Consider the following 19,657-nt stretch of genomic DNA (forward strand, 5'->3'; position numbering starts at 1 on the left):
GAGCTCAAGCATCTGGAAGCAAAGCACTATGATGGAGTCTGTGTTACAACCCTTGATGTGCAGCCAGTGATTGAGGCTATCGACAGGATAGCAGAAAGCGGAACTACGGTAGTGACGGTTAACACTGATATTAACAGCTCACACCGTCTTTTTTATGTGGGACCAGACTACTATCTGGAAGGAAAAACAGCCAGCGGTCTCTTGCAGTTATGCGGAAAGACCCAGAAGCGAATCCTTATCGTTACCGGTTCCTTTAACATGAAAGGGCACCAAGAGCGTATCAGGGGATTCATAGAAGGACTGCAGGAACATGGAGCGGACTACATTGTAGTGGATACCGTGGAAAGCCTTGACGATGATACCATCGGCTATGAGCGAACGCGTTCCTGTCTGGAACAACATGAGGACATCAACAGCATATATCTGACGGCTGCCGGGGTACAGGGCGCCTGCCAAGCGGTCAAGGACCTTGGCAGGCAGGATAGACTGAGAACCTTCAGTTTTGATGACGTTCCAGTAACCAGAGAACTGGTGAAAGAAGGGGTTATTACATTTACCATCTGCCAGCAACCAGAGAGGCAGGGATATGATGCCATCCAAAAACTGTTCAACCAATTGATGAACCAGCAAGATCCTATTGTTGACACCATCACCCAGACCATCATCAAGATACGGGAGAATATTGAGGAGTAGTCTACTCCTCCTGTTCTTCTTCTTTTTCTCTTTTCTGCCAGAGTCTCTCGAGGGAATAGAAATCCCTGAGCTCACTGCTCATCAAGTGGATGATGATATCACCACAGTCGATCAACTCCCAACCATCACCTGCAGGCTTCTTGTGCCGGTTGGTCACTTCCAATCCCAGCTCATTCAAAGCACCCCAGAGTTCATGGGTTACACCACGTAGATGCCCCACACTGCTTACTGTTGCAATGATGAAGCAGTCTGCCCATGAGCACTCCTGCGTTACATCGAGGATATTTACATCCTTACACTTATGATCTTCCAGAAACTGGCCAATAGTATTCGCATTGGCCTGTACCAAATCATTCATTCCTACAAACTCCTACGTTTCGTTCTTTACACGTTTCATCGTGCAGTCTGAATCTGTTCAAGATACAGACCCATATGGCTTTTCAGTTGCTGCCAATCAACAACCATTTCTTCTTCCAGTACACTTCTCAAATCATACACACGAAATTGTTCTATCCGCTGCAACAACAAGAAGGGATCCAAGCCAGGACAGGTGGTGGAAAGTGTATCTGCCAAACCAGATTTCCTCAAGTAGGGAGCGCCTGCTTTCAGTGCTTCCAACATTGCCTGCCCATCGACCTCCTCACGTGTACGATCGGTGGTATCGACGACCAGTGTGGTCAGGAGTGACCGAATTCTGGACAGCTCTTCTCCTTGCCCTTCCACCACAACCAGTGGATCCAATCCCCCTAGCTCCATCAGCAGCCTTGAGGGAGTGTTACCGCTCCCATCAGCCTGGTTTTCAACCACCGACCAAGGCAAGATGACAAGGAACAGCGTATCTCCCGTTTCGAAGGCAATCAAGGCCGCCTCATCCTCGAACAATCCATAATATGCATCAGATGGATCATGCGCACATCCAGCAAACAAGAGAACAACCATGATCAACAGAAGCACCCCTGTTCTTCTCACAGCTTGCCACCTTCCTGGAGAAAATGAAGCAACTCCAGCCCTGAGTGGGTGACCACCTTCCCCTTGGTAAGCAAGTGTGCTCGCTCTGCTTCCAGTATCCTGATACATAAAGCCTCAAGGGTCGGCTCAGCAAGCAAGGATGATCGCATCTCATCATCAAGATGCATCCTATTCGGTTCGATATAGTCAGCGATGTAGAGAAGCAACCCCATTCTTCCCATGTATATGCTTCCGATTGTGTGATAGCGAACAGCAATACAGAGTTGTTCGGGAAAGCCACGCTCCTGTAGCAGAGCTGCTCCTACGGGAGCGTGCAATAAAACAGCGCAACCCTTCTCTTCGCTCTCCAATGGTAGATGATGATCATCAGCGAATTGGATAAGCCTCTTGGCATTCCAATCCCGTGCAATATCATGCATCAAACCACATTGGCAGAGTTCCCTCTCATCAAAGGTCTCATGATATCTATGCTGAAGCCGCACACAGGTTTCCCCAACAGCTACACTATGCTGGTATCGCTTGGCAGACAATGTTTCTGACAGTTCTTGCTCAAGTACGGTAGAGTCGAAATGACTCGACATAGTGAGCTACCTCCTCAGGCATCAGCTGTGAAATATGTTCTGGCAATGAGTCCTTTTCTCCAAGCATCCCCGCTGCTTCCCGTATCTGGGTTGAACTATCTTCCACCCGGGGATTCTCGAGATACACAAGATCTGCGGCAAGGTCACTGAAGGGAGCATTCTCCCCCTCCCGCCTGATGACTACAAAGGTCACCAACTCCTTGAGCTGCTCATAGGCATGCCACTTCTGGAGATCACCGAGCAGATCATCACCCATGACCACTGCAAGCCGTCCCTTGATATTGTACTGGAGATACAGATGCTTGACGGTGTCATAGGTGTAGGATATTCCACCACGATTGATCTCACAATCATCAGCGATGAATTCCATCTCAGGGTCTTCAGGATAAAGACCAGGATATGCAGCAAAACCCAAACGGAGCATCTCCATCCTGTGTTCTGCAGACGCTGGATTTGCATTTCGCTTGAAGTTGTTCCGAGCAACAGGGACAAAGATAAATCGTCTATATGCAGTGGAGGAAGCCACCGTATGTACCAAGTGCAGGTGACCAAGATGAACCGGGTCAAAACTGCCTCCCACGAGGGCCGTGGGTACTGCTTCTGCCAAGGGTTCCTCCTATAGCTCGTCTGGGTCCTCTGGGTAGTAAGCATCATGATCAACGGTGGCAGTGAATCCACCTTCATCGGCAGCGGATATATCCTTTGCCGATTCCTGCTTCTCCACCATCCGGATAAATGCATGCTTGACCGCATCAACTCCTTGATCCAGATACACACAAAGGCCGATGACCTCTTTATCCGCATACTTCTGCTTCAGCTCTTCCAGTCGTTCCCCGGTTCCAGGTTCATCGGTCTTTGTTCCGATGATCACCTGATGCTTGTTCAGCAGTTCAGGTTCGAACGCCTCCAGTTCCTTGCATAGTATATCATAGGCATCAAGATATCGCTCATCACTCAAGTCAATGAGAAAGGCAAGTCCCTTGGTCCTGCTGATGTGTCTGAGGAATTTGATTCCCATTCCAGAACCTTCACTGGCCCCTTCAATCAAACCAGGAATATCAGCCAATACGATATCATGTTCATCGTATCGCATCATACCCAACTGGGGAATCTTGGTGGTGAACGGGTAACCTGCCACCTTGGTGCGGGCATTGGTCAGGATATTCAACAAGCTTGACTTTCCTGCATTGGGAAAGCCGACAAAGCCGATATCGGCGATGACAAGCAGCTCAACGCCTACGCGCATCTCCTCGCCCTTCTCACCCGGCTGGGCAAAACGGGGAGCTTGCCTGGTTGCAGTACGGAAGTGCCAATTACCTTGGCCACCCCTGCCACCCTTGAGAAACACCCACCGCTCTTCGTCGGTCAGGTCCTTGAGGATCTCACCAGTCTGGGCATCCTTGATCACCGTCCCAGGAGGAACCGGTATCTCAATATCTGCACCATCACGTCCATAGCAGCGGTCTCCTTGGCCATTCCTTCCATTCTCCGCACGATAGGTGCGGACCAATTTCAGATGGGCCAGGGTTCTCAGATTATGTTTGACGACGAATACCACATCCCCGCCACGGCCGCCGTCGCCGCCATCCGGGCCTCCCTTGGGAACATATTTTTCCCTTCGAAAGGATACACAACCGTTGCCCCCGTTTCCGGAGGCAACATCAAGATAGGTTTCGTCTGAAAATCCAAACATTATCTCGTTTACTTCTACTTTTTTAACTTACTCAGTTACGATGCTGATGTACTTCCGGTTCTTCCGGCTGTGAAACAGCACGGTACCTTCAGCTTTTGCAAACAACGTATAATCGGAACCGAGGCCTACATTCTCACCAGGATGGAACTTGGTTCCATGCTGACGAACAAGGATTTCTCCTGCCTTGACCAACTGTCCACCAAAGCGCTTCACACCCAGTCTCTGGGCATTGGAGTCGCGACCATTGCGGGAACTACCGCCACCTTTCTTATGTGCCATCTTTCGCCCTCCTTATGCAATGATCTTGTCGATCGTGATCAGGGAGTACCGCTGGCGGTGACCCTGGGTTCTCGTATAGCCCTTTCGGCGCTTTTTCTTGAACACTCTGATCTTGTCACCCTTGATGTGCTCCAATAGCGTTGCTTTCACAACTGCATCTGCTACATAGGGGGTGCCAAACGTTGCATTGTTCTCATCCACAATGGCGAGAACGGTGGCATACTCAAGGGAGGAACCGGCCTCATTCTGGCTGATATAATCAACCTGGACTGTCTCACCTTCGACGGCCTTGTACTGCTTTCCGAGAATCTCTACAAGTGCGTACATGTCGATATTCATCCTTCAATTTAATTTGTCTTGTCCCTTATACCAAAAATGGAAATCTGTTGCAACAACCTTTTTGATCTAATTGATTGAAAAACAAAGAAAAAGGCATTGAAAACTTACCGACCGTTCGGTTATTATACAGTATGCACACAACCACAATGAAGCAACAACTTATTCTCTCTTTATTGGATTTGGGTTCTCAGCAAGGACTTGAGGCGGTCTCACTCAGTGTGCTTGCAAAGCAAAACAACATCAGCAAGGCTGCAATCTTCCACCATTTCCAGAGCAGGGAGGCATTGATTGCAGAGCTTTTCTCCTACTGCAATACACTTGCCTACAAACAGAAGAGATCCATCAGCCTGGAAGGCAGTGCAAATGAGGTACTAAGCAGGGCAATGGCTCACTGGCATCATTTGTATGAGGATGAGATTATGCGCTCCTTCTACCGGATTATAGAAAGTGAGGCTCTTACCCACGAGGAAGCAGCAAACATCAAACGTACACTGGACGAGATGCTCATAGGCCAGAGCAGTATTGTCCTGGAGAGCCTGAGCAATAGTGGTAGGTTGGATATAGAGGATTTGGATCTTGCAATCCAGAGTTTCAGCAGTGTCGTCCAGCGTTTCCTCTATAGGATACTCCTGGACGACGATCCTGACATTGAGTGGGAGGAAGAACGATTCATCAACCGTTTCTGCTCACTCTATAGTGCACAATGACATTACATTGAAGAGAGGAAGGGAACCCCAATCAGGCTGAAGGCATTCTTGATCACCTGCAATACCATACTCACCAGTTCGATACGGGAACGAACCAGGGACCGGGAAGAAGCCTTCAGGACCGGATTGTCATGATACCAGCGGCTGAACAACTTTGAGATATCATAGAGATAGCTGCAAACAACCGAGGGATCATATGCACTGCCTGCCCTCTCAACAACTTCCTGATACCGTGCAAGCTGCTTGATAAGTTCCCGCTCATCAGGGAGGGTCAGCAAGCTGCTGTCGAAACTCATCTTATGGCAATCGGCAAACTCTTCATCCTGATACTTCCTGAGCATGCTCGAGATTCTTGCACCCATGTACTGGAGGTAGGGACCTGTATTTCCATTGAATGAGATTGACTCGGCAGGATTGAAGATCATATCCTTGGTCGGGGAGACTTGCAGCAGGTAGTAGTTCAGCGCACCGAGTGCAATGGCACTGCTGGTCTTGTCCACATCATCTACAAGGTCCTCACGCTCTTTCTCACGAATCTCGTTACGTGCAAGGGAAGTGAGGGTATCAACCAACTCATCGGCATCAACAACGGTTCCTTCACGGCTCTTCATCTTTCCATCAGGCAGGTTTACCATGCCGTAGGAGAGGTGATGAAGATCATCAGCCCAGGAGTAACCCAACAGCTGCAACACATAGAAGAGCACCATGAAGTGATACCTCTGCTCGCTGGCAACCACATAGATCAAAGAATCGAAAGGCCAGTCCTTGTGTCGCATGATGGCTGTTCCTACGTCCTGGGTCATATATAAGCTGGTTCCATCCTTGCGCAGGAGCACTTTCTTGTCCAGTTTGATCGGCTCCAGGTCAACCCATACCGATCCGTCCTCCTCACGATAGAAGACTCCCTTCTCAAGGCCTTTAAGGATCTCATCCTTACCATACTTGTAGGTCTCAGACTCATAGTAATAGGCATCAAAACTGATTCCCATCTTCTCATAGCTTTCAGAGAGGCCCTCGAGTGTCCATCCGTTCATCTTCTCCCAAAGTGCCATCACCTCAGGGTCCCCACTTTCCCACTTCTGCAACATCTCCTGGGCTTGCCCCTCAGCGGAGGAATCCTCTTTTGCCCAAGAAGCAAACTTGACATAGTACTTACCAACGAGATGGTCTCCCTTGATACCACTGGATTCAGGAGTCTCGTTATTGCCGAACTTCTGGTAAGCAAGCATTGACTTGCAAATATGCACCCCGCGGTTATTGATAAGGTTTACCTTGCGGACCTCAGCACCATTTGCCTTCAGTATGGCGGCAACACTCTCCCCCAGGCTGTCATTACGCATATGGCCCAGATGGAGAGGCTTGTTGGTATTGGGACAGCTGAACTCAATGGTAACCTTCTTGCCCTTGAGTGATTCACTGCTCCCATAACGATCCTTCTCCTGTGCTATACGCTCTGAAAGAGCAGTTGCAACAGAACCCATGTCGATACGGACATTCAAGTACGGTCCGCTCAAGAGAATCTCCCCAGAGGGACGATCATCAAGCTGTTCAATACGGGTCTTGAGTTCAGAGGCAAGCTTAGGGGGAGCTGTCCTCAGGACCTTTGCATAGGCAAAGAGTGGGAAAGCAAGATCACCAAGCTCAGGCTTCGGAGGACTCTGTACTGCCAATGCTGGCAATTCAGGGGCATCGCCCAACATCTCAGCTGCATAGATGTGCAACTGCTGCTCGATAAGATTCTTCCAAGTTTCACGTACCGCTTCTAGCATTATTTCATTCCTTTATTTGTAGCTAATGACTATACAACAAACCAAAGTCAGACTTCAAGGTGGATGCTGACTTCCCCGCTGGAGAGAACCTTTCTCTCCCCATGCTCATTCTCAACCACCAGATGAGCTTCGTCATCGATCGCAATGGCTCTGGCCATATACTCCTCAGACCCTGCATGCACACGTACCTCATGTCCTATCACCAAGGATCTATCGCGGTATGCGGAGAGGAAGGTGCGATCAGATAAGGTAGCCAAGGAATCTTCCAGCTTTTTTACCATGCTTGCGATAAGAGCATCCACAGAGAATCCAGAGGGAAGTGACTCCTCTCCATCATAGAGAGAAGTGGCTATTGTCTTGAGTGAATCCTCGAATGCTTCCCGTTTGGTGAACAGGTTAAGGCCGATACCAACCACCACCGCAGTGAGACGTCCACTCTCTACTCCAAGCACCCCTTCAGTAAGGATGCCACAGACTTTTCGGTTCTGATAGAACAGATCATTGACCCATTTGATCTGGCAGTACTTCCCACACATCTCCTCGATGGCCTCACTGACAGCCACCGCAGCTGCACTGGTAATCAGGGAGGCATCAGATAGCGGAAATACAGCAGGGAATAAGAGGCTGAGGTAAAGACCTCCCTGAGGGCTGTAGAAGCTCCTTGAGAGCCTTCCCCTCCCCTCGCTCTGATGACAGGCAAGAGCCAAGGCTTTTCTGGATTTCAATGTTTTTGCATATCGATTGGTTGAGTCAATTGAATCGAATAGATGGAGCTCCCAGGAAGGAAGGAGGGTCTGCAGACGTTCCTTGGAATATAAAAGGGTGGAAGTGAGCAAGCGATACCCTCGATTGGGAATTCCCTCGATGACATGACCTTGGTTACGTAAGGTTTCCATGGCTTTCCAAACAGCCGTACGGCTTACCCCCATCTCATCAGCAAGTTGTTGACCACTCTGGTGACGATCCCGATTGGAAGAAAGAATGTGTAGCAATGTTTGGGCATGATTCATGCAACCGATGGTAGTGTGCACTTCTTCAATTGTCAACCTGTTTGCTGTTTACAATTAAAAACGTACTGTGCTACGCTCCCCCCATGCAACAAAAACGATTACTGCTTACCTCGCTTTTTAGTGCCTTGATCATCGTTGGTGCCTATCTTAGGTTCCCCCTCCCTCCTGTCCCCATCACCCTGCAGACACTCTTTGTTCTGCTCGCGGGGTTTCTCGGTGGGCCAGCCGTGGGGCTGGGCAGCACAGCGATTTACTTGCTGCTGGGAGCAATCGGTTTGCCGGTTTTCAGCAGTGGTGGCGGCTTGGGAATCCTCCTGGGCCCCACTGGGGGATTCCTCTTCGGTTTGCTTCCTGCCTCCTTTCTCGCAGGTCTTGCCGGCAACTACCGCAGGAAAGATGAGCACCCAGGAAGATTCAGAATGTTGTGCATTCTCCTTGGCATTGGGGCCACACTGGTAATCTATCTTGCAGGAGTCCCTTACCTGAAAGTTGTGGGAAACCTCTCCTGGAAGGTAGCATTGCAGGCAGGCATGCTTCCTTTCATTCTTGGGGATCTATTGAAATTGGCCATTGCCACACATCTGGCGGGCACGTTACATACAAGGATTGCACAGTTCCTAGGCTAAGTGCTTGCATAAAAGCCTACAAGAACCGTATGGTAGCTGTATGAAACCGTGCAAAGACCAACAATTTGATGCTTCATCCTATGTGGATGCATTCTACGGGACCTTCGACCGTGTTGCAGGAAATGCGAATTTCCATGGTTTGAAACCACTGCCACAGATGCTCTCCATTGGGGAAATCTCCAATGAATTTCTTGAACTGATGTTTCCTGGCCGTTGTGGGCGTGACCGCGCTGAACTGGGACTGCAAGAAATCCTGAGCGTACAGATGAAGGAAGTCTGTACACAGCTGAAGAGCCAGATATTTCTCGCATACCGGTACGACGACCCTTCGCTTGATGAGTGTAAAGCACAGGAGAAAGCCGATAGTACGGTCAGGAAGCTATGTGAACTCTTGCCCCAACTCCGCATACAGCTGAAGATGGATGCCAAGGCAGCGTTCAACGGGGACCCTGCAGCAAGGAATATCAGGGAGGTAATCCTCTCCTATCCCTGCATCAAGACACTTACCATACACAGGATTGCACATGAACTATTCAAGATGGATGTACCCCTGATCCCTCGCATGTTCAATGAGTATGCTCACAAGGAGACCGGTATCGATATCCACCCGGGAGCAGAGATAGGAGCATCGTTCTTCATTGACCATGGAACTGGTGTGGTTATCGGGGAAACCACGGTTATCGGAAACAATGTTAAGCTTTACCAAGGGGTCACCCTTGGTGCACTGAGCTTTCCAAAAGATGCTTGTGGAAGCCTGATCAGGGGAGCAAAAAGACACCCCTCAATTGAAGACAATGTAACCATCTACTCCAACGCGACTATCCTTGGAGATATTACCATCGGGAAAAATGCAGTAATAGGCTCCAACGTATGGATCAAGGAATCGGTTGCTCCCAATACCATGGTCACCATCCAGGAACCCAAGATAACAGTAAGGGAACTGAGAAGTCGTCCTAACTGAAGGAGCACATATCCAAACGTTCATTGAGCAGGGATAGGCGCAGATGGTCCACCCACTCCCCATCCCTGTATAGATAGCCCTTCGCCACTCCTTCGGCTTGGAATCCTATGTGCTCAGCAAACGCAAGACTCGCACCATTGTTCTGCTGGATATGGGCCTCGATGCGATGCAGTCCAAGCTGCCCAAACGCATAGTCGATAATTCCCTTCACTGCCTCTGACCCATAGCCCTGACGCAGCTTATCACCATCCACACTATAGCTGATCTTTCCTGATCGAAAAGGTCCCCATACCAATTGGTTTAGGCTCACCAAGGCAATGACATGCTTTCTTTTATCCTTCTCGAAAAACAACAAGGGGAGCATTCTATGCTCCTCATAGAGGGTAAACTGACGGTCCGCTACATCCTGGAAAGAACCCAAGGTGTAGTAACTCTCCTTCTGCATGATTGAGTAGGGACGAAACAATTCCCTGTTCCGCTTCTCATATGCCAGATACGGTCCGGCAAGCGATCTGGAAATGATATAGGCGTCAAGACGTTCAGTTGCGAATAGCCGTTTCATAGGAAATAAACTCCATTTTTCCTGTTTTGGGCAGCTTGTCACTGAAGCGTCCCTTCACCAACATTCCTTCCCTTGCGAAGGGAGGAGCATCTATTACTTTTACTTCCAGATAGTTCCCGCTCAACCCATACCAGTGCCCTCCCTTCCTGTTTTGGAGGATTACCTCACTCTCTTTTCCCAGTTGTCTCTCTCTGTACGAGTCATGCAACTGCTTTGAGAGTTCCCGGAGCTCAAGGGCCCGTTCATCACGTATTTTTTCAGGTACGCGATGTTTTGCATGATACAGCGGGGTATCGGGTCGTGGTGAGAATGGGAACACATGCAACATGGAGAATCCTTGGCTGAGTATGAATTGCTTGGTTTCCTGGAAATCCTCTTCACTCTCCCCTGGAAGACCGGTAATGATATCAGCTGCGAGGAATGGGTCATCCTTCGACTGTTTGAGCTGTTCCAGAATTGAGGACAGTTCACTGATGGTATAATGCCTATCAACGAGTTGCAGAACCCTATCGCTCCCACTCTGCACCGGAATGTGAAAATGTGGTTGCATCCTTGGGTCCTTCAAGGCTTCCAACAGACGACCATCGATATGGTCTGGTTCCATGGAACTGAGACGAAGTCTCACATTTGCAGAAAGTGCTCTGAGCAACTTCTCAAGCAACCCTCCCAAACCATCTCCCTGATGATCATACATGGTAAGATTGACACCGGTGAGCATGATCTCCTGGAAACCAGCCTCCTCGAGTGCCAGAGCACGCTCGATGACCAGACTGGAATCAAGGCTCACCGCCTTTCCTCGTGCAATATGTACACGACAATAGGCACAACTGTTGTCGCACCCATCCTGGATTTTCAGGTACGCTCTGCTATGGTAGGAGAAAGAGGCCGCATCATAGTCAAAGACGGAGGCTTTTCCATCGCTGAAGGAAAGACACCCTTCCTTCATGCTCATACCAGAGACCAGAGAGGCTTTCAGATGCTTTGCAAGCTGGAGAAGATGCGCCTTCTTTTCCAGGGGAACCACTATTACCTGGTCACTGAGAGCCTTCAGCTCTTCCTCATTGACCTGGGCATAACAACCCGTGGCAAGGGTTGGGGCAATTCTCGCAAACTTGCGGATCATCCTTCTTGCTTTCTGTTCTGCTTTGCTGGTAACAGTACACGTATTGACAATATATAGATCAGCACCTTGGTCTTCAGAGACCACGGTGAAGCCTTCCTTGGAAAATGAATCGGCTATTGCTTCACTTTCGCACTGGTTCAGCCGACATCCCAAGGTATATACACACACATTCACTCAATTTCCTCCTGCTTCTTCAGGACCTCCATGACCGTATCGAGGGCTCCTTTGAGCCCCATACGCATCTGCTTTGCATACGGATTGTAACGTTGCAGGTCATAGAACAGCTGCATTGGATCATTGCAGGTCTGCTCCACAACACTCATAAGGGTCCTGTATCCCTTGGTCGCAAGTTTGGTATCGCCAAGGGAGAGTTCAGAGAGCGTTCGCCCGACAAAGTGGGTAATCCCCTGTGACCAGGCAGCCTCACGGTCGTGCTGGTCGCAGCTCATATGCATAACATCGAGGCCCCAACGGGCAAACTCATCCACCCACCAGGAGAGCGTCTCGGTCTTGCAATTGACCGGACAGATTACCAAGGGAAGGCCTTTCACCCCATTCTTGCCGGAATCAGGGCCAAACATTGGGTGGGTTGCTATGCTTTGCACAGAGGAAGGTAGCAGATCCTGCATAACCTTTGCTGGATACAGCTTAACCGAACAGGTGTCCATCACCACAGTGTCCTTCCCGATATTTCCAGCGGTTCGTGTCAACACGTCCTTGAAGGCGCTGATTGAGACACAGTAGAACAAAGCAGAACAGGTAAGGACTTCTTCCTCACTCCCAAGACGCACCCCTGGGGGAACGGTTTTATTCCGTCTACTGTAGGCGATTACCTCAAACCCATGTCCGGCTAACTCCTTGGCCCAGAAGGATCCAAATCGTCCAAGTCCATATACTCCGATGCGCATGCTCTCTTTCATGAACCGCATTGTACTGGAAAGCAATAAAACGGGCAAGGAGGAGACTGGAATGCCCAACCATCGAGCCTTTTCTAAGAGATTCTAACATGATACACTGATCTGGTACTATCTAATCTAACCTGTCAAGGAGCATAACCATGACGTTTGCAGAAAAAATGAAGGCCCAAGCAATCGAGGCCCAGAAAAATCTCATCCTGGCCGAGGGTACTGAGAGCAGAACCATCCAGGCCGCAAGGAAGATTATCGATGAAAAACTGGCCAAATCAGTCATCTTGGTCGGTGCAGTGGATGCAGTGAAGAAAGCTGCAGAAGCAGTAAAGACCTCACTTGAAGGCATCTCAATTGTAGACCCCTCTTCCAGTGAAGATCGTGCATCTTTTGCCAAAGAATACCACGAGCTTAGAAAGCATAAAGGAATGAGCGAAGATGAAGCATATGAAGGCATCATAGACCCTCTTCGCTGGGGAGCCATGATGGTCCGCCTGGGAAAGGCTGATGCAATGGTTGCCGGCGCGGAGAACACAACCGGCAATGTGCTTCTTGCTGCCTTCCAGATCATCAAGACCAAGCCCGGGATCAAGTTTGCATCCTCATGTTTCGTCATGGCAACAGACAAGAGCGAATATGGGGCAAACGGCTCATTCATCTTCGCCGACTGTGCCACCATCCCCAACCCAACAGCTGAACAGCTGGCTGAGATTGCAGAAGCTTCTGCCCTATCCTGTAAGACCTTCCTCAACACCGAGGCAAAGGTTGCCATGCTCAGCTACTCAACCAAGGGCTCTGCAAAGGGTGATTTGGTCGACAAGGTGGTTACCGCTACCAATCTGGTCAAGGAAAAGCTTCCTGAGTTGCAGATTGACGGGGAGTTGCAGCTCGATGCAGCCATTGTCCCCAGTGTTGCCAAGAGCAAGGCTCCTGGATCCAACGTCGCCGGTGGTGCCAATACCCTGATCTTCCCGGACCTCCAGGCTGGAAATATCGGCTACAAGCTTGTGCAGCGCCTTGCTGGAGCTGAGGCCTATGGCCCAATCCTCCAGGGATTTGCCAAGCCGATCAGTGATCTCAGCCGTGGGTGTTCCGTTGAGGATATCGTGGTAACCAGTGCAATCACACTTGCACAGGCAGCAAGCATCTAAGTTTCATAGAGAGGGCGGGAATTTCCTTTTCCCGCCCTTGTCACGTTCCATGCTTTTCTATACGATTGCCACGTCTCCAAGGGTAGACAAGGCATGCTCAGAAGTACAAAACCATTGAATCTTCTCGATCGATCGCTTCCTGCGAGAACCATCATCTGGGCTCTCGCCTGGCCTACCATCCTTGAACAGTTCCTCCAGGTCACCGTAACCTATGTCGATTCAGCCATGGTGGGCTCTCTTGGTGCCCAGGCGACTGCAGCAGTTTCGGTTCCAGCCTCAACCATCTGGCTGGTGAATGGGTGGATGAACGCGTTTGCCATCGGCTTCGCTGTGTTGATGGCACGCAACCTTGGCAGCGGCAAGACTGACAGAGCCCGTCTCATCACCCGACAGGCAATCCTATCCTCTCTCTTTTTTGGATTGTTCCTGACCTTCTCCTTTCTCATCATTGCAAGAAGACTTCCCTCATGGATAGGTGCTGAGGCAGCGGTGGAACCGTTGGCACAGCAGTACTTCCACTATATTGCCTTGGGGTACCTTCCGAATCTCCTCATGATTCTCATCAGTACCCTGCTTCGCCTCAGTGGGGACTCCAGGACGCCGCTCTATCTCAATGGCCTGAACAATCTCATGAACATCCTTCTCAATCTCTTCTTCATCTTCCCAAGCATCCCTTTGGGAGTAGTTACTCTTCCTGGTCTTGGACTCGGGGTAAAGGGTGCTGCGATGGCAACCAGTATCAGTTGCACAGTCACCAGCATCCTGCTTTTTGGGATATTGCTTACCACAAGCAACCCTATCCGTCTTTCACTGAAAGGGAGTTGGAAATTTGATACCGCCATTCTCAAGAGCTCGCTTCGCCTCGCTCTTCCGATGGCACTTGAACGATCGACGCTCTCATTCGGCCAGATTGTTTACACAAAAATGGTTGGGACATTGGGAACCACTGCCCTTGCTGCACACTTCCTGGCGATCAATGCAGAGTCAATGACCTACCTGCCGGCAAGTGGCTTCGCCACCGCAGCCACCACCTTGGTCGCCCAATCATTGGGCAGTGAAGACAAACAACTTGCCCGCCGTTTTGCAAGCACCTGTGTTGCGATGGGAACACTCCTGATGACACTTATGGGAGTAATCCTCTACCTGTTTGCCCCACTTTTAATGAGTTTTTTCACCCGTGATGCCCAGGTCATCGCACTTGGATCCCGGGTATTGCGCCTGGAAGCTTTCGCCGAGCCTGCCTTCGGCCTCTCCATTCTTGTGTTTGGGGTACTTCGTGGTGCGGGAGATACCAAAGGGCCATTTCATATTGCGGTAACCGGGATGTGGTTGATCCGACTCCCCCTTGCCTACCTGTTGCTGAGTACAACCAATCTTGCACTCATGGGTATCTGGCTTGCAATGGTCGCTGACCTGAATATCAGGGGAATCATCTGTCTTGTACGCTATCGCCGTTTTACGTGGCTTGATAGTTGGAGAGAGTCTCACTAAGGGAGAGGAACTGGGGCCAAGAAAATGCTTCAGCCCTGAGGGACGGATCAATATTGCTCGCAGCAAGCAGAGATGCCACCCCTTCCTTACCCAGCAGTGCACCAATCTTTCCACCCATCAGATTATTTTTCACCGTCTTTCTACGTTGGGCAAACAAGTCCCTGATGACTAACAAGAAATGTGGACGCAACTCATCCTTGACCAAACTCTCCTCTCTCAGAGTAAAGTGCACAACACTGCTGGTGACATTGGGTTTAGGGAAAAATGCTCCTGCATTGATGACAAACGATTGGGTCACCTCATAATCCATCTGGGCAAGAAGCGAGAATGATGACCACATCTTTGACCCTGGAGATGCACAGAGACGGTCAACCACCTCTTTTTGCAGGGTAAAGACCATCTGTGGGATACGGTACCCTTCCTCAAGGATTTTCGCGATCACCACTGATCCTACATTATAGGGAAGATTGCCACAGATTCTTTCAGGTAGAGATTGCTCCCCAAAAGTCTTTGGCAAGGTCTTCAAGGCATCACCTTCAACAAGATGGAAATCAGGGTCCTCAACGAATGCATGGTCTCTGAGAATTCTGCAGAACCCATGATCAATCTCGAAAGCAGTAACCGCTGCCCCTCTTTCTAGGAGCAACGCGGTAAGGGAGCCTATCCCAGGACCGACTTCCCAAACCGTAGTATTCTCCAGTGGTTCAAGGAGTGAGACGATGCGTTCACGGACCGGTTTCGAGATCAGGAAGTTCTGTCCAAATTTCTTGGTCATTGCCAGTCCCTCTTTCTGCAACAGATCGCTGATCGCATGTGGCGAATCGTAGGCAAAGTTCCAACGCATACTCTCTCCTTCGTTTTGTTTGCAAGACTCGCTTAGCATAGCCAATTGCGATAAGCGAGGTCAACAGAACAAGCACAAAGAGCGCATAGCTCCCCCATGACAGCATCCAGATCTGCTCACTACCAAAGGTGAGCAATGCATCCACTCCCCGATACACAAGGTTAAGAGGATATGAACACCAGGGACCACACAAGAGTGAGAGGAAACTGAACAACATGGCAAGATTGATCAGGAGGGTTGCAGGGACACTATAGAGCAAGCCTGCAGGATTCCAGTACCCAGTAAGCATCATACTGGCAGGGCCTGTGCCAAGAACAGCAAGCGCTGTGCTTATAAGGGGCAATGGAGGCAACCCGCTGCCGAAGAGTATCATGGCAAAGGCAACATAACTGTAGAGAAATGCAAAATGCATAACCGAGTTGGGGAAGAGCCATACTTGCAGAAACCCAGTTAGATAGAAAGGAATGAGCAGAGGAAACTGTTTCGCAAAGGGCCCCAATTGAAACAAGTACATACCCAATGCTCTGAGTAATGAAGGTTTCGGCCCCACAGCCATTACATAGAGGCAGGGGACGATGAGTGCAAAACGCTTGCCCCAGTAGGGACCGAAGAGACGCTTGGCCCCTATACCTGCAAGCAAAATAAAAAAATGCAGGTGCATTCCAGATAGGGCAAGGATATGGGCACATCCACAGAGGATTGCCTTGTCCTTGAGAGCGAAGGATTCACCGCTCAACTGCCCCAAAAGGAGAAGGGAAGCAAGAGCCCTTACCTGTGCATCCTCGATACACACGTCCAGGCGTCCTTGCAAGCGTTCAAGCATGGCACGTCGCCCTAATGCAAAAGGAGGGATCTCAAGTACCTGTATATCCCCCGCATAGAAGACTGATCTTGTATCGTCCCACTGCCCCCAAACTTGGACAGTACTGGAAGCTACCAATACCTCTTCTACTGGAACCAAAACCGGCATAACACCGGATGCACTTCCCCCATAGCCCCCTTTGGCTGCACACCCTGTCAATGTCAGACGCAGTAGCTGGTCGTTACTCCGGGACAGTGATGAATCCTCCTGCAAGGTTCCTTCCAAGCTCACGATTCTATCCTGGGGAATTGCAAAGGATGGAGTACTGCTGGCAACGCCTCTACCCAACAACAGGTAAAAGCAGTACACGAGGGATGTAATTATGATCAGGGATCTTGAGCAGGAGGGAAAGGATGGCGCCACAATGAGCACAAGGATACCCAAGACCACTCCTACCAGCAGGGGATAGGCGAAAAGACCTGACCCACGGCAGGCCAAATAGATAGCCAGTGTGAATACAGGGAGCAAGAGTTTCAATGGATGAAAAAGGTCTTCCATATACAAGGAAGACCCCACGGGTTGATTTCTACTTCAGCTACAGTTCCATAAGTGAAACCATCAAGGCAAGTAGGCCGATATCCAGTCTCTTCTGCATGCTTTGGTGAAACAGACGTGCAGCAAGACGCTCATCTTTTTTACGTTGCATCCGTTGATTGTGAACTTTCAGTGCCATCCTGTAGAGACTCTTGTTGTAGAGGCTTAGGTACCGAGCCAATAAGTCCCCTAGTTCTTTCAGCGTCTCATTCGAACCATCATAGCTGATTGGTTTGAGAGGCTCCGAGGAGACCAAGGCAAGACTGTTGGAAAGTTCAAGAGGATCGGTAGAAGAAGCTTCATCAAGAAACGATTCAACAGCAAACAACTGTTCATCGATTTCCTGTTCTCTCTCCCCACAGCGCAACTTCAGCTCATAGCGCCTTCTTTGCGCGACAGATGAGCGAGTGTCCTTCTTGGCAAGATAACTCCAGGCAAGCACCACCAGACCACCGCTGATGAGCAGTTCATCAACCATGGGAAGAGGATCCCTGATCGCCAATGACATGAAGAAATAGGAAGCGGTGAACACAACTGCCGAGATCAAGAGCCTTGGGATATACTGCTTGTTCTGGATCCAGCGATCGACACTGAAATCAATGGCAGCATAGAGTGCATAGGAAACTTCATCCTTCTGGCTTTTTGTCAGCATTCCACTACTCTTGAGCACAACCTGCTCATCTTCACTCCAGTTCCCTACCCGGTTGGTATCAAGGTAGGGGGAGAGTGTGAGATTTTCCTTGTCTTGTCGTTGCAGTAAATAGCAAGTAATCACGAGAGGGCCGCCTTATATGCGTCTATCCGTTTACCCAGGTTCTGTTCGAACTCGGTACGGTCTGTTCCCTCCGCAGAGAAGAAGAAGTAGTATTTGATTTTTGGTTCAGTTCCACTTGGTCGTACCACTATCTTGTCTCCACCCTCCAGGAAGAGGATAAGGACATCACTGGGAGGAAATTCTGTTTGTTTGCCGTCAAGCAGATCCTGCTTGCTGGTAATTGTATGCCCGGCCAGCTCATCACCCTCATTGAGTTTTCGCAGCCCGGCCATTATCTGAGCCATCTTCTCCTTCCCTGATGCTCCTTCATAGTCCTTTGCAAAGACCGATTCTGTAGAGAACCCCCATGTATCATAAATCTGATCCAATCGATCCTTGAGGGTCAGTCCTTTGCTGGACCAGTGGCACATCATCTCAACGCTCATGAGAGCGCTGCTGATGGCATCCTTGTCACGTACCTGGGGAAGGGTCAGGTATCCGTAGCTCTCTTCACATCCGAAAAGGAAATATTCACGCTCTCCTTTCGGACCTTCCAGAGAAGCAATCTCCTCTGCAATATATTTGAAACCAGTGAGAACATCCTTGCATCGTCCCCCTTGGCTCTCGACAATTCTCTTCACCAAATCAGTGGTGACCAGACTCTTCACCACCAGAGGGGTTTTCTTCTCTTGATTTTCACGATCGGCCCCCATCAGGTAATCGGCAAGCAATACAGCAATCTGGTTACCCGTGAGTAGATGATAAACGTCTTTCTTTTCAGAAAGAGGAATGGCGATCCCCAGTCGGTCTGCATCAGGGTCGGTTCCCAGTACAATGTCAGCTTTCTCGTGCTTTGCAAGCGCCAGGGCCATTTTCATCGCCTCTGGATGTTCCGGATTGGGCAAGGGAACGGTTGGGAAGTTCCCATCCGGTTCCTGTTGCTCCTCCACAACCACACATTTGATCCCAACCTGGGAGAGCAGATGCTGCAAAGGAAGATTGCCTGAACCATGCAGAGGGGTGTATACGACCGTAATCGGATTATTCTGCACCAAGGCCGGACGTCTCAGATTCTGCAAAGCAGTGTGAAAATATGCTTGGTCGACCTTTTCAGGAACAGGTACGAGCAACCCTTTGGAACGGGCACTTTCAACGCTGATCTTCTTGATATCCTTTGCTTTCACCGCATTTGCGCGTTCAGCAATTCCAAAATCATGGGGTGGTGTTACCTGTCCCCCATCCTTCCAGTAAACCTTGTAACCGTTGTACTGAGACGGATTATGGCTGGCGGTAATCACAATACCGGCAGTGGTTTGCAGATAGCGTACCGCAAAGCTGAGCATCGGGACGGGGTGCAGCACAGGATAGAGAAAAACAGAAACCCCATTTGCTGCAAGCACCAGAGCTGCTTCATTGGCAAATAGGTCACTATAGTTACGACTGTCGTATGCGATGACCACTGAAGGGTTGCCGGAAGCCTCACAGAGATACTCACTCAAACCTTGGGTGACTTTTCGAACCATGTAGGTATTGATTCGGTTGGTGCCACCACCAATGACTCCCCTCATTCCTGCGGTTCCGAAGGAAAGGCTGGTATAGAAACGATCATACAGCGCTTCCCAGTTCCCATCTGCAAGTTCTTGTTCGACAGCTTCCCTGAATACCTGCTGGTCCTCTGCTTGTAGATAGGCTTCAGCCTTGCTTCTCAGATCTTTCTCATTGTACGCCATAGATTGCATCCTCCAATTCATCTACCGTATCGACAACCACAGAGCCAGGAAGTGCTTGCAGTTCTTCCTTC

The 19,657-nt window shown here is 49.8% G+C and carries 22 protein-coding genes; 6 read left to right on the top strand and 16 right to left on the bottom strand.

The window, feature by feature from the left end; translation table 11 throughout:
* Positions 1-693, top strand: a 693-nt coding sequence (locus JF818_RS07820; RefSeq protein WP_198891464.1) for a substrate-binding domain-containing protein, incomplete at its 5' end; no start/stop codon positions are given.
* Position 694: 1 nt separating this feature from the next.
* Here the strand turns inward: JF818_RS07820 and rsfS are convergent.
* The 7 genes from rsfS to rplU are packed head-to-tail and all read right to left on the bottom strand — an operon-like array spanning position 695 to position 4,542.
* Complete coding sequence (rsfS, locus tag JF818_RS07825; RefSeq protein WP_198891465.1) at positions 695-1,051, bottom strand: ribosome silencing factor; 357 nt, start codon at positions 1,049-1,051, stop codon at positions 695-697.
* A 35-nt stretch (positions 1,052-1,086) separates the two neighbouring features.
* Positions 1,087-1,662 carry a hypothetical protein gene (locus tag JF818_RS07830; protein ID WP_198891466.1) on the bottom strand — a complete coding sequence of 192 codons (576 nt, stop codon included), beginning with the start codon at positions 1,660-1,662 and terminating at the stop codon, positions 1,087-1,089.
* Complete coding sequence (gene yqeK / locus JF818_RS07835; protein ID WP_198891467.1) at positions 1,659-2,243, bottom strand: bis(5'-nucleosyl)-tetraphosphatase (symmetrical) YqeK; 585 nt, start codon at positions 2,241-2,243, stop codon at positions 1,659-1,661. The genes JF818_RS07830 and yqeK overlap by 4 nt, the downstream gene beginning before the upstream one ends.
* A complete protein-coding gene (nadD, locus tag JF818_RS07840) occupies positions 2,212-2,850 on the bottom strand; it encodes a nicotinate (nicotinamide) nucleotide adenylyltransferase (protein WP_198891468.1) in 639 nt (212 codons plus the stop codon). The genes yqeK and nadD overlap by 32 nt, the downstream gene beginning before the upstream one ends.
* Positions 2,851-2,859: 9 nt before the next feature.
* Entirely contained in the window at positions 2,860-3,936 is a 1,077-nt protein-coding gene (gene obgE, locus JF818_RS07845; RefSeq protein WP_198891469.1) for a GTPase ObgE, read from the bottom strand.
* Positions 3,937-3,963: 27 nt separating this feature from the next.
* Positions 3,964-4,215 (bottom strand): 50S ribosomal protein L27, encoded by a 252-nt coding sequence (rpmA, locus tag JF818_RS07850; RefSeq protein ID WP_117329721.1) that lies wholly within the window; start codon positions 4,213-4,215, stop codon positions 3,964-3,966.
* Positions 4,216-4,227: 12 nt separating this feature from the next.
* Positions 4,228-4,542, bottom strand: a complete 315-nt coding sequence (rplU, locus tag JF818_RS07855; RefSeq protein ID WP_198891470.1) for a 50S ribosomal protein L21 — start codon at positions 4,540-4,542, stop codon at positions 4,228-4,230.
* Between the two features lie 158 nt (positions 4,543-4,700).
* On the opposite strand from rplU, the gene JF818_RS07860 reads away from it, so the two are divergent.
* On the top strand, positions 4,701-5,261 hold the full coding sequence (locus tag JF818_RS07860) for a TetR/AcrR family transcriptional regulator (protein WP_233066794.1): 561 nt from the start codon (positions 4,701-4,703) through the stop codon (positions 5,259-5,261).
* A 2-nt stretch (positions 5,262-5,263) separates the two neighbouring features.
* On the opposite strand, the gene argS is transcribed toward JF818_RS07860, so the two are convergent.
* Both argS and JF818_RS07870 read right to left on the bottom strand, forming a co-directional pair.
* Positions 5,264-7,030 (bottom strand): arginine--tRNA ligase, encoded by a 1,767-nt coding sequence (gene argS / locus JF818_RS07865; RefSeq protein WP_198891472.1) that lies wholly within the window; start codon positions 7,028-7,030, stop codon positions 5,264-5,266.
* Positions 7,031-7,077: 47 nt separating this feature from the next.
* Positions 7,078-8,040 (bottom strand): biotin--[acetyl-CoA-carboxylase] ligase, encoded by a 963-nt coding sequence (locus JF818_RS07870; RefSeq protein WP_198891473.1) that lies wholly within the window; start codon positions 8,038-8,040, stop codon positions 7,078-7,080.
* An 83-nt stretch (positions 8,041-8,123) separates the two neighbouring features.
* Here JF818_RS07870 and JF818_RS07875 point away from each other — a divergent pair, with 83 nt between their 5' ends.
* Both JF818_RS07875 and epsC read left to right on the top strand, forming a co-directional pair.
* The gene (locus tag JF818_RS07875) at positions 8,124-8,666 is read left to right on the top strand and encodes a biotin transporter BioY (RefSeq protein ID WP_198891474.1); all 543 of its coding nucleotides are present in this window, start codon (positions 8,124-8,126) and stop codon (positions 8,664-8,666) included.
* A gap of 40 nt (positions 8,667-8,706) precedes the next feature.
* Positions 8,707-9,627 carry a serine O-acetyltransferase EpsC gene (epsC, locus tag JF818_RS07880; protein ID WP_198891475.1) on the top strand — a complete coding sequence of 307 codons (921 nt, stop codon included), beginning with the start codon at positions 8,707-8,709 and terminating at the stop codon, positions 9,625-9,627.
* Here the strand turns inward: epsC and JF818_RS07885 are convergent.
* Genes JF818_RS07885 through JF818_RS07895 form a run of 3 tightly spaced genes read right to left on the bottom strand, consistent with a single transcriptional unit; the run spans position 9,620 to position 12,232 of the window.
* Positions 9,620-10,189, bottom strand: a complete 570-nt coding sequence (locus tag JF818_RS07885) for a GNAT family N-acetyltransferase (protein ID WP_198891476.1) — start codon at positions 10,187-10,189, stop codon at positions 9,620-9,622. The two genes, epsC and JF818_RS07885, sit on opposite strands and share 8 nt — an antisense overlap.
* Positions 10,167-11,486 carry a tRNA (N(6)-L-threonylcarbamoyladenosine(37)-C(2))-methylthiotransferase MtaB gene (mtaB, locus tag JF818_RS07890; protein WP_198891477.1) on the bottom strand — a complete coding sequence of 440 codons (1,320 nt, stop codon included), beginning with the start codon at positions 11,484-11,486 and terminating at the stop codon, positions 10,167-10,169. The genes JF818_RS07885 and mtaB overlap by 23 nt, the downstream gene beginning before the upstream one ends.
* Entirely contained in the window at positions 11,483-12,232 is a 750-nt protein-coding gene (locus tag JF818_RS07895) for a prephenate dehydrogenase/arogenate dehydrogenase family protein (protein WP_233066797.1), read from the bottom strand. The genes mtaB and JF818_RS07895 overlap by 4 nt, the downstream gene beginning before the upstream one ends.
* A 137-nt stretch (positions 12,233-12,369) precedes the next feature.
* On the opposite strand from JF818_RS07895, the gene pta reads away from it, so the two are divergent.
* Entirely contained in the window at positions 12,370-13,371 is a 1,002-nt protein-coding gene (gene pta / locus JF818_RS07900; protein WP_198891479.1) for a phosphate acetyltransferase, read from the top strand.
* A gap of 93 nt (positions 13,372-13,464) precedes the next feature.
* Positions 13,465-14,862: an MATE family efflux transporter gene (locus tag JF818_RS07905; RefSeq protein WP_198891480.1), complete on the top strand. Its 1,398-nt coding sequence runs from the start codon at positions 13,465-13,467 to the stop codon at positions 14,860-14,862.
* On the opposite strand, the gene rsmA is transcribed toward JF818_RS07905, so the two are convergent.
* From rsmA to JF818_RS07925, 4 genes are read right to left on the bottom strand one after another with little or no spacing between them, the layout of a single operon-like run.
* On the bottom strand, positions 14,828-15,706 hold the full coding sequence (rsmA, locus tag JF818_RS07910) for a 16S rRNA (adenine(1518)-N(6)/adenine(1519)-N(6))-dimethyltransferase RsmA (protein WP_198891481.1): 879 nt from the start codon (positions 15,704-15,706) through the stop codon (positions 14,828-14,830). The genes JF818_RS07905 and rsmA overlap by 35 nt on opposite strands.
* Positions 15,588-17,066, bottom strand: coding sequence for a ComEC/Rec2 family competence protein (locus JF818_RS07915; protein WP_198891482.1), 1,479 nt, complete (start codon positions 17,064-17,066; stop codon positions 15,588-15,590). Before JF818_RS07915 ends, rsmA begins: the two co-directional genes overlap by 119 nt.
* Before the next feature lie 37 nt (positions 17,067-17,103).
* Entirely contained in the window at positions 17,104-17,877 is a 774-nt protein-coding gene (locus tag JF818_RS07920; RefSeq protein ID WP_198891483.1) for a hypothetical protein, read from the bottom strand.
* Entirely contained in the window at positions 17,874-19,586 is a 1,713-nt protein-coding gene (locus tag JF818_RS07925; RefSeq protein WP_198891484.1) for a phospho-sugar mutase, read from the bottom strand. Before JF818_RS07925 ends, JF818_RS07920 begins: the two co-directional genes overlap by 4 nt.
* Positions 19,587-19,657: the final 71 nt, after the last annotated feature.

The sequence above is a fragment of the Sphaerochaeta sp. S2 genome (assembly GCF_016406725.1).
Classification (GTDB): Bacteria; Spirochaetota; Spirochaetia; order Sphaerochaetales; family Sphaerochaetaceae; genus Sphaerochaeta.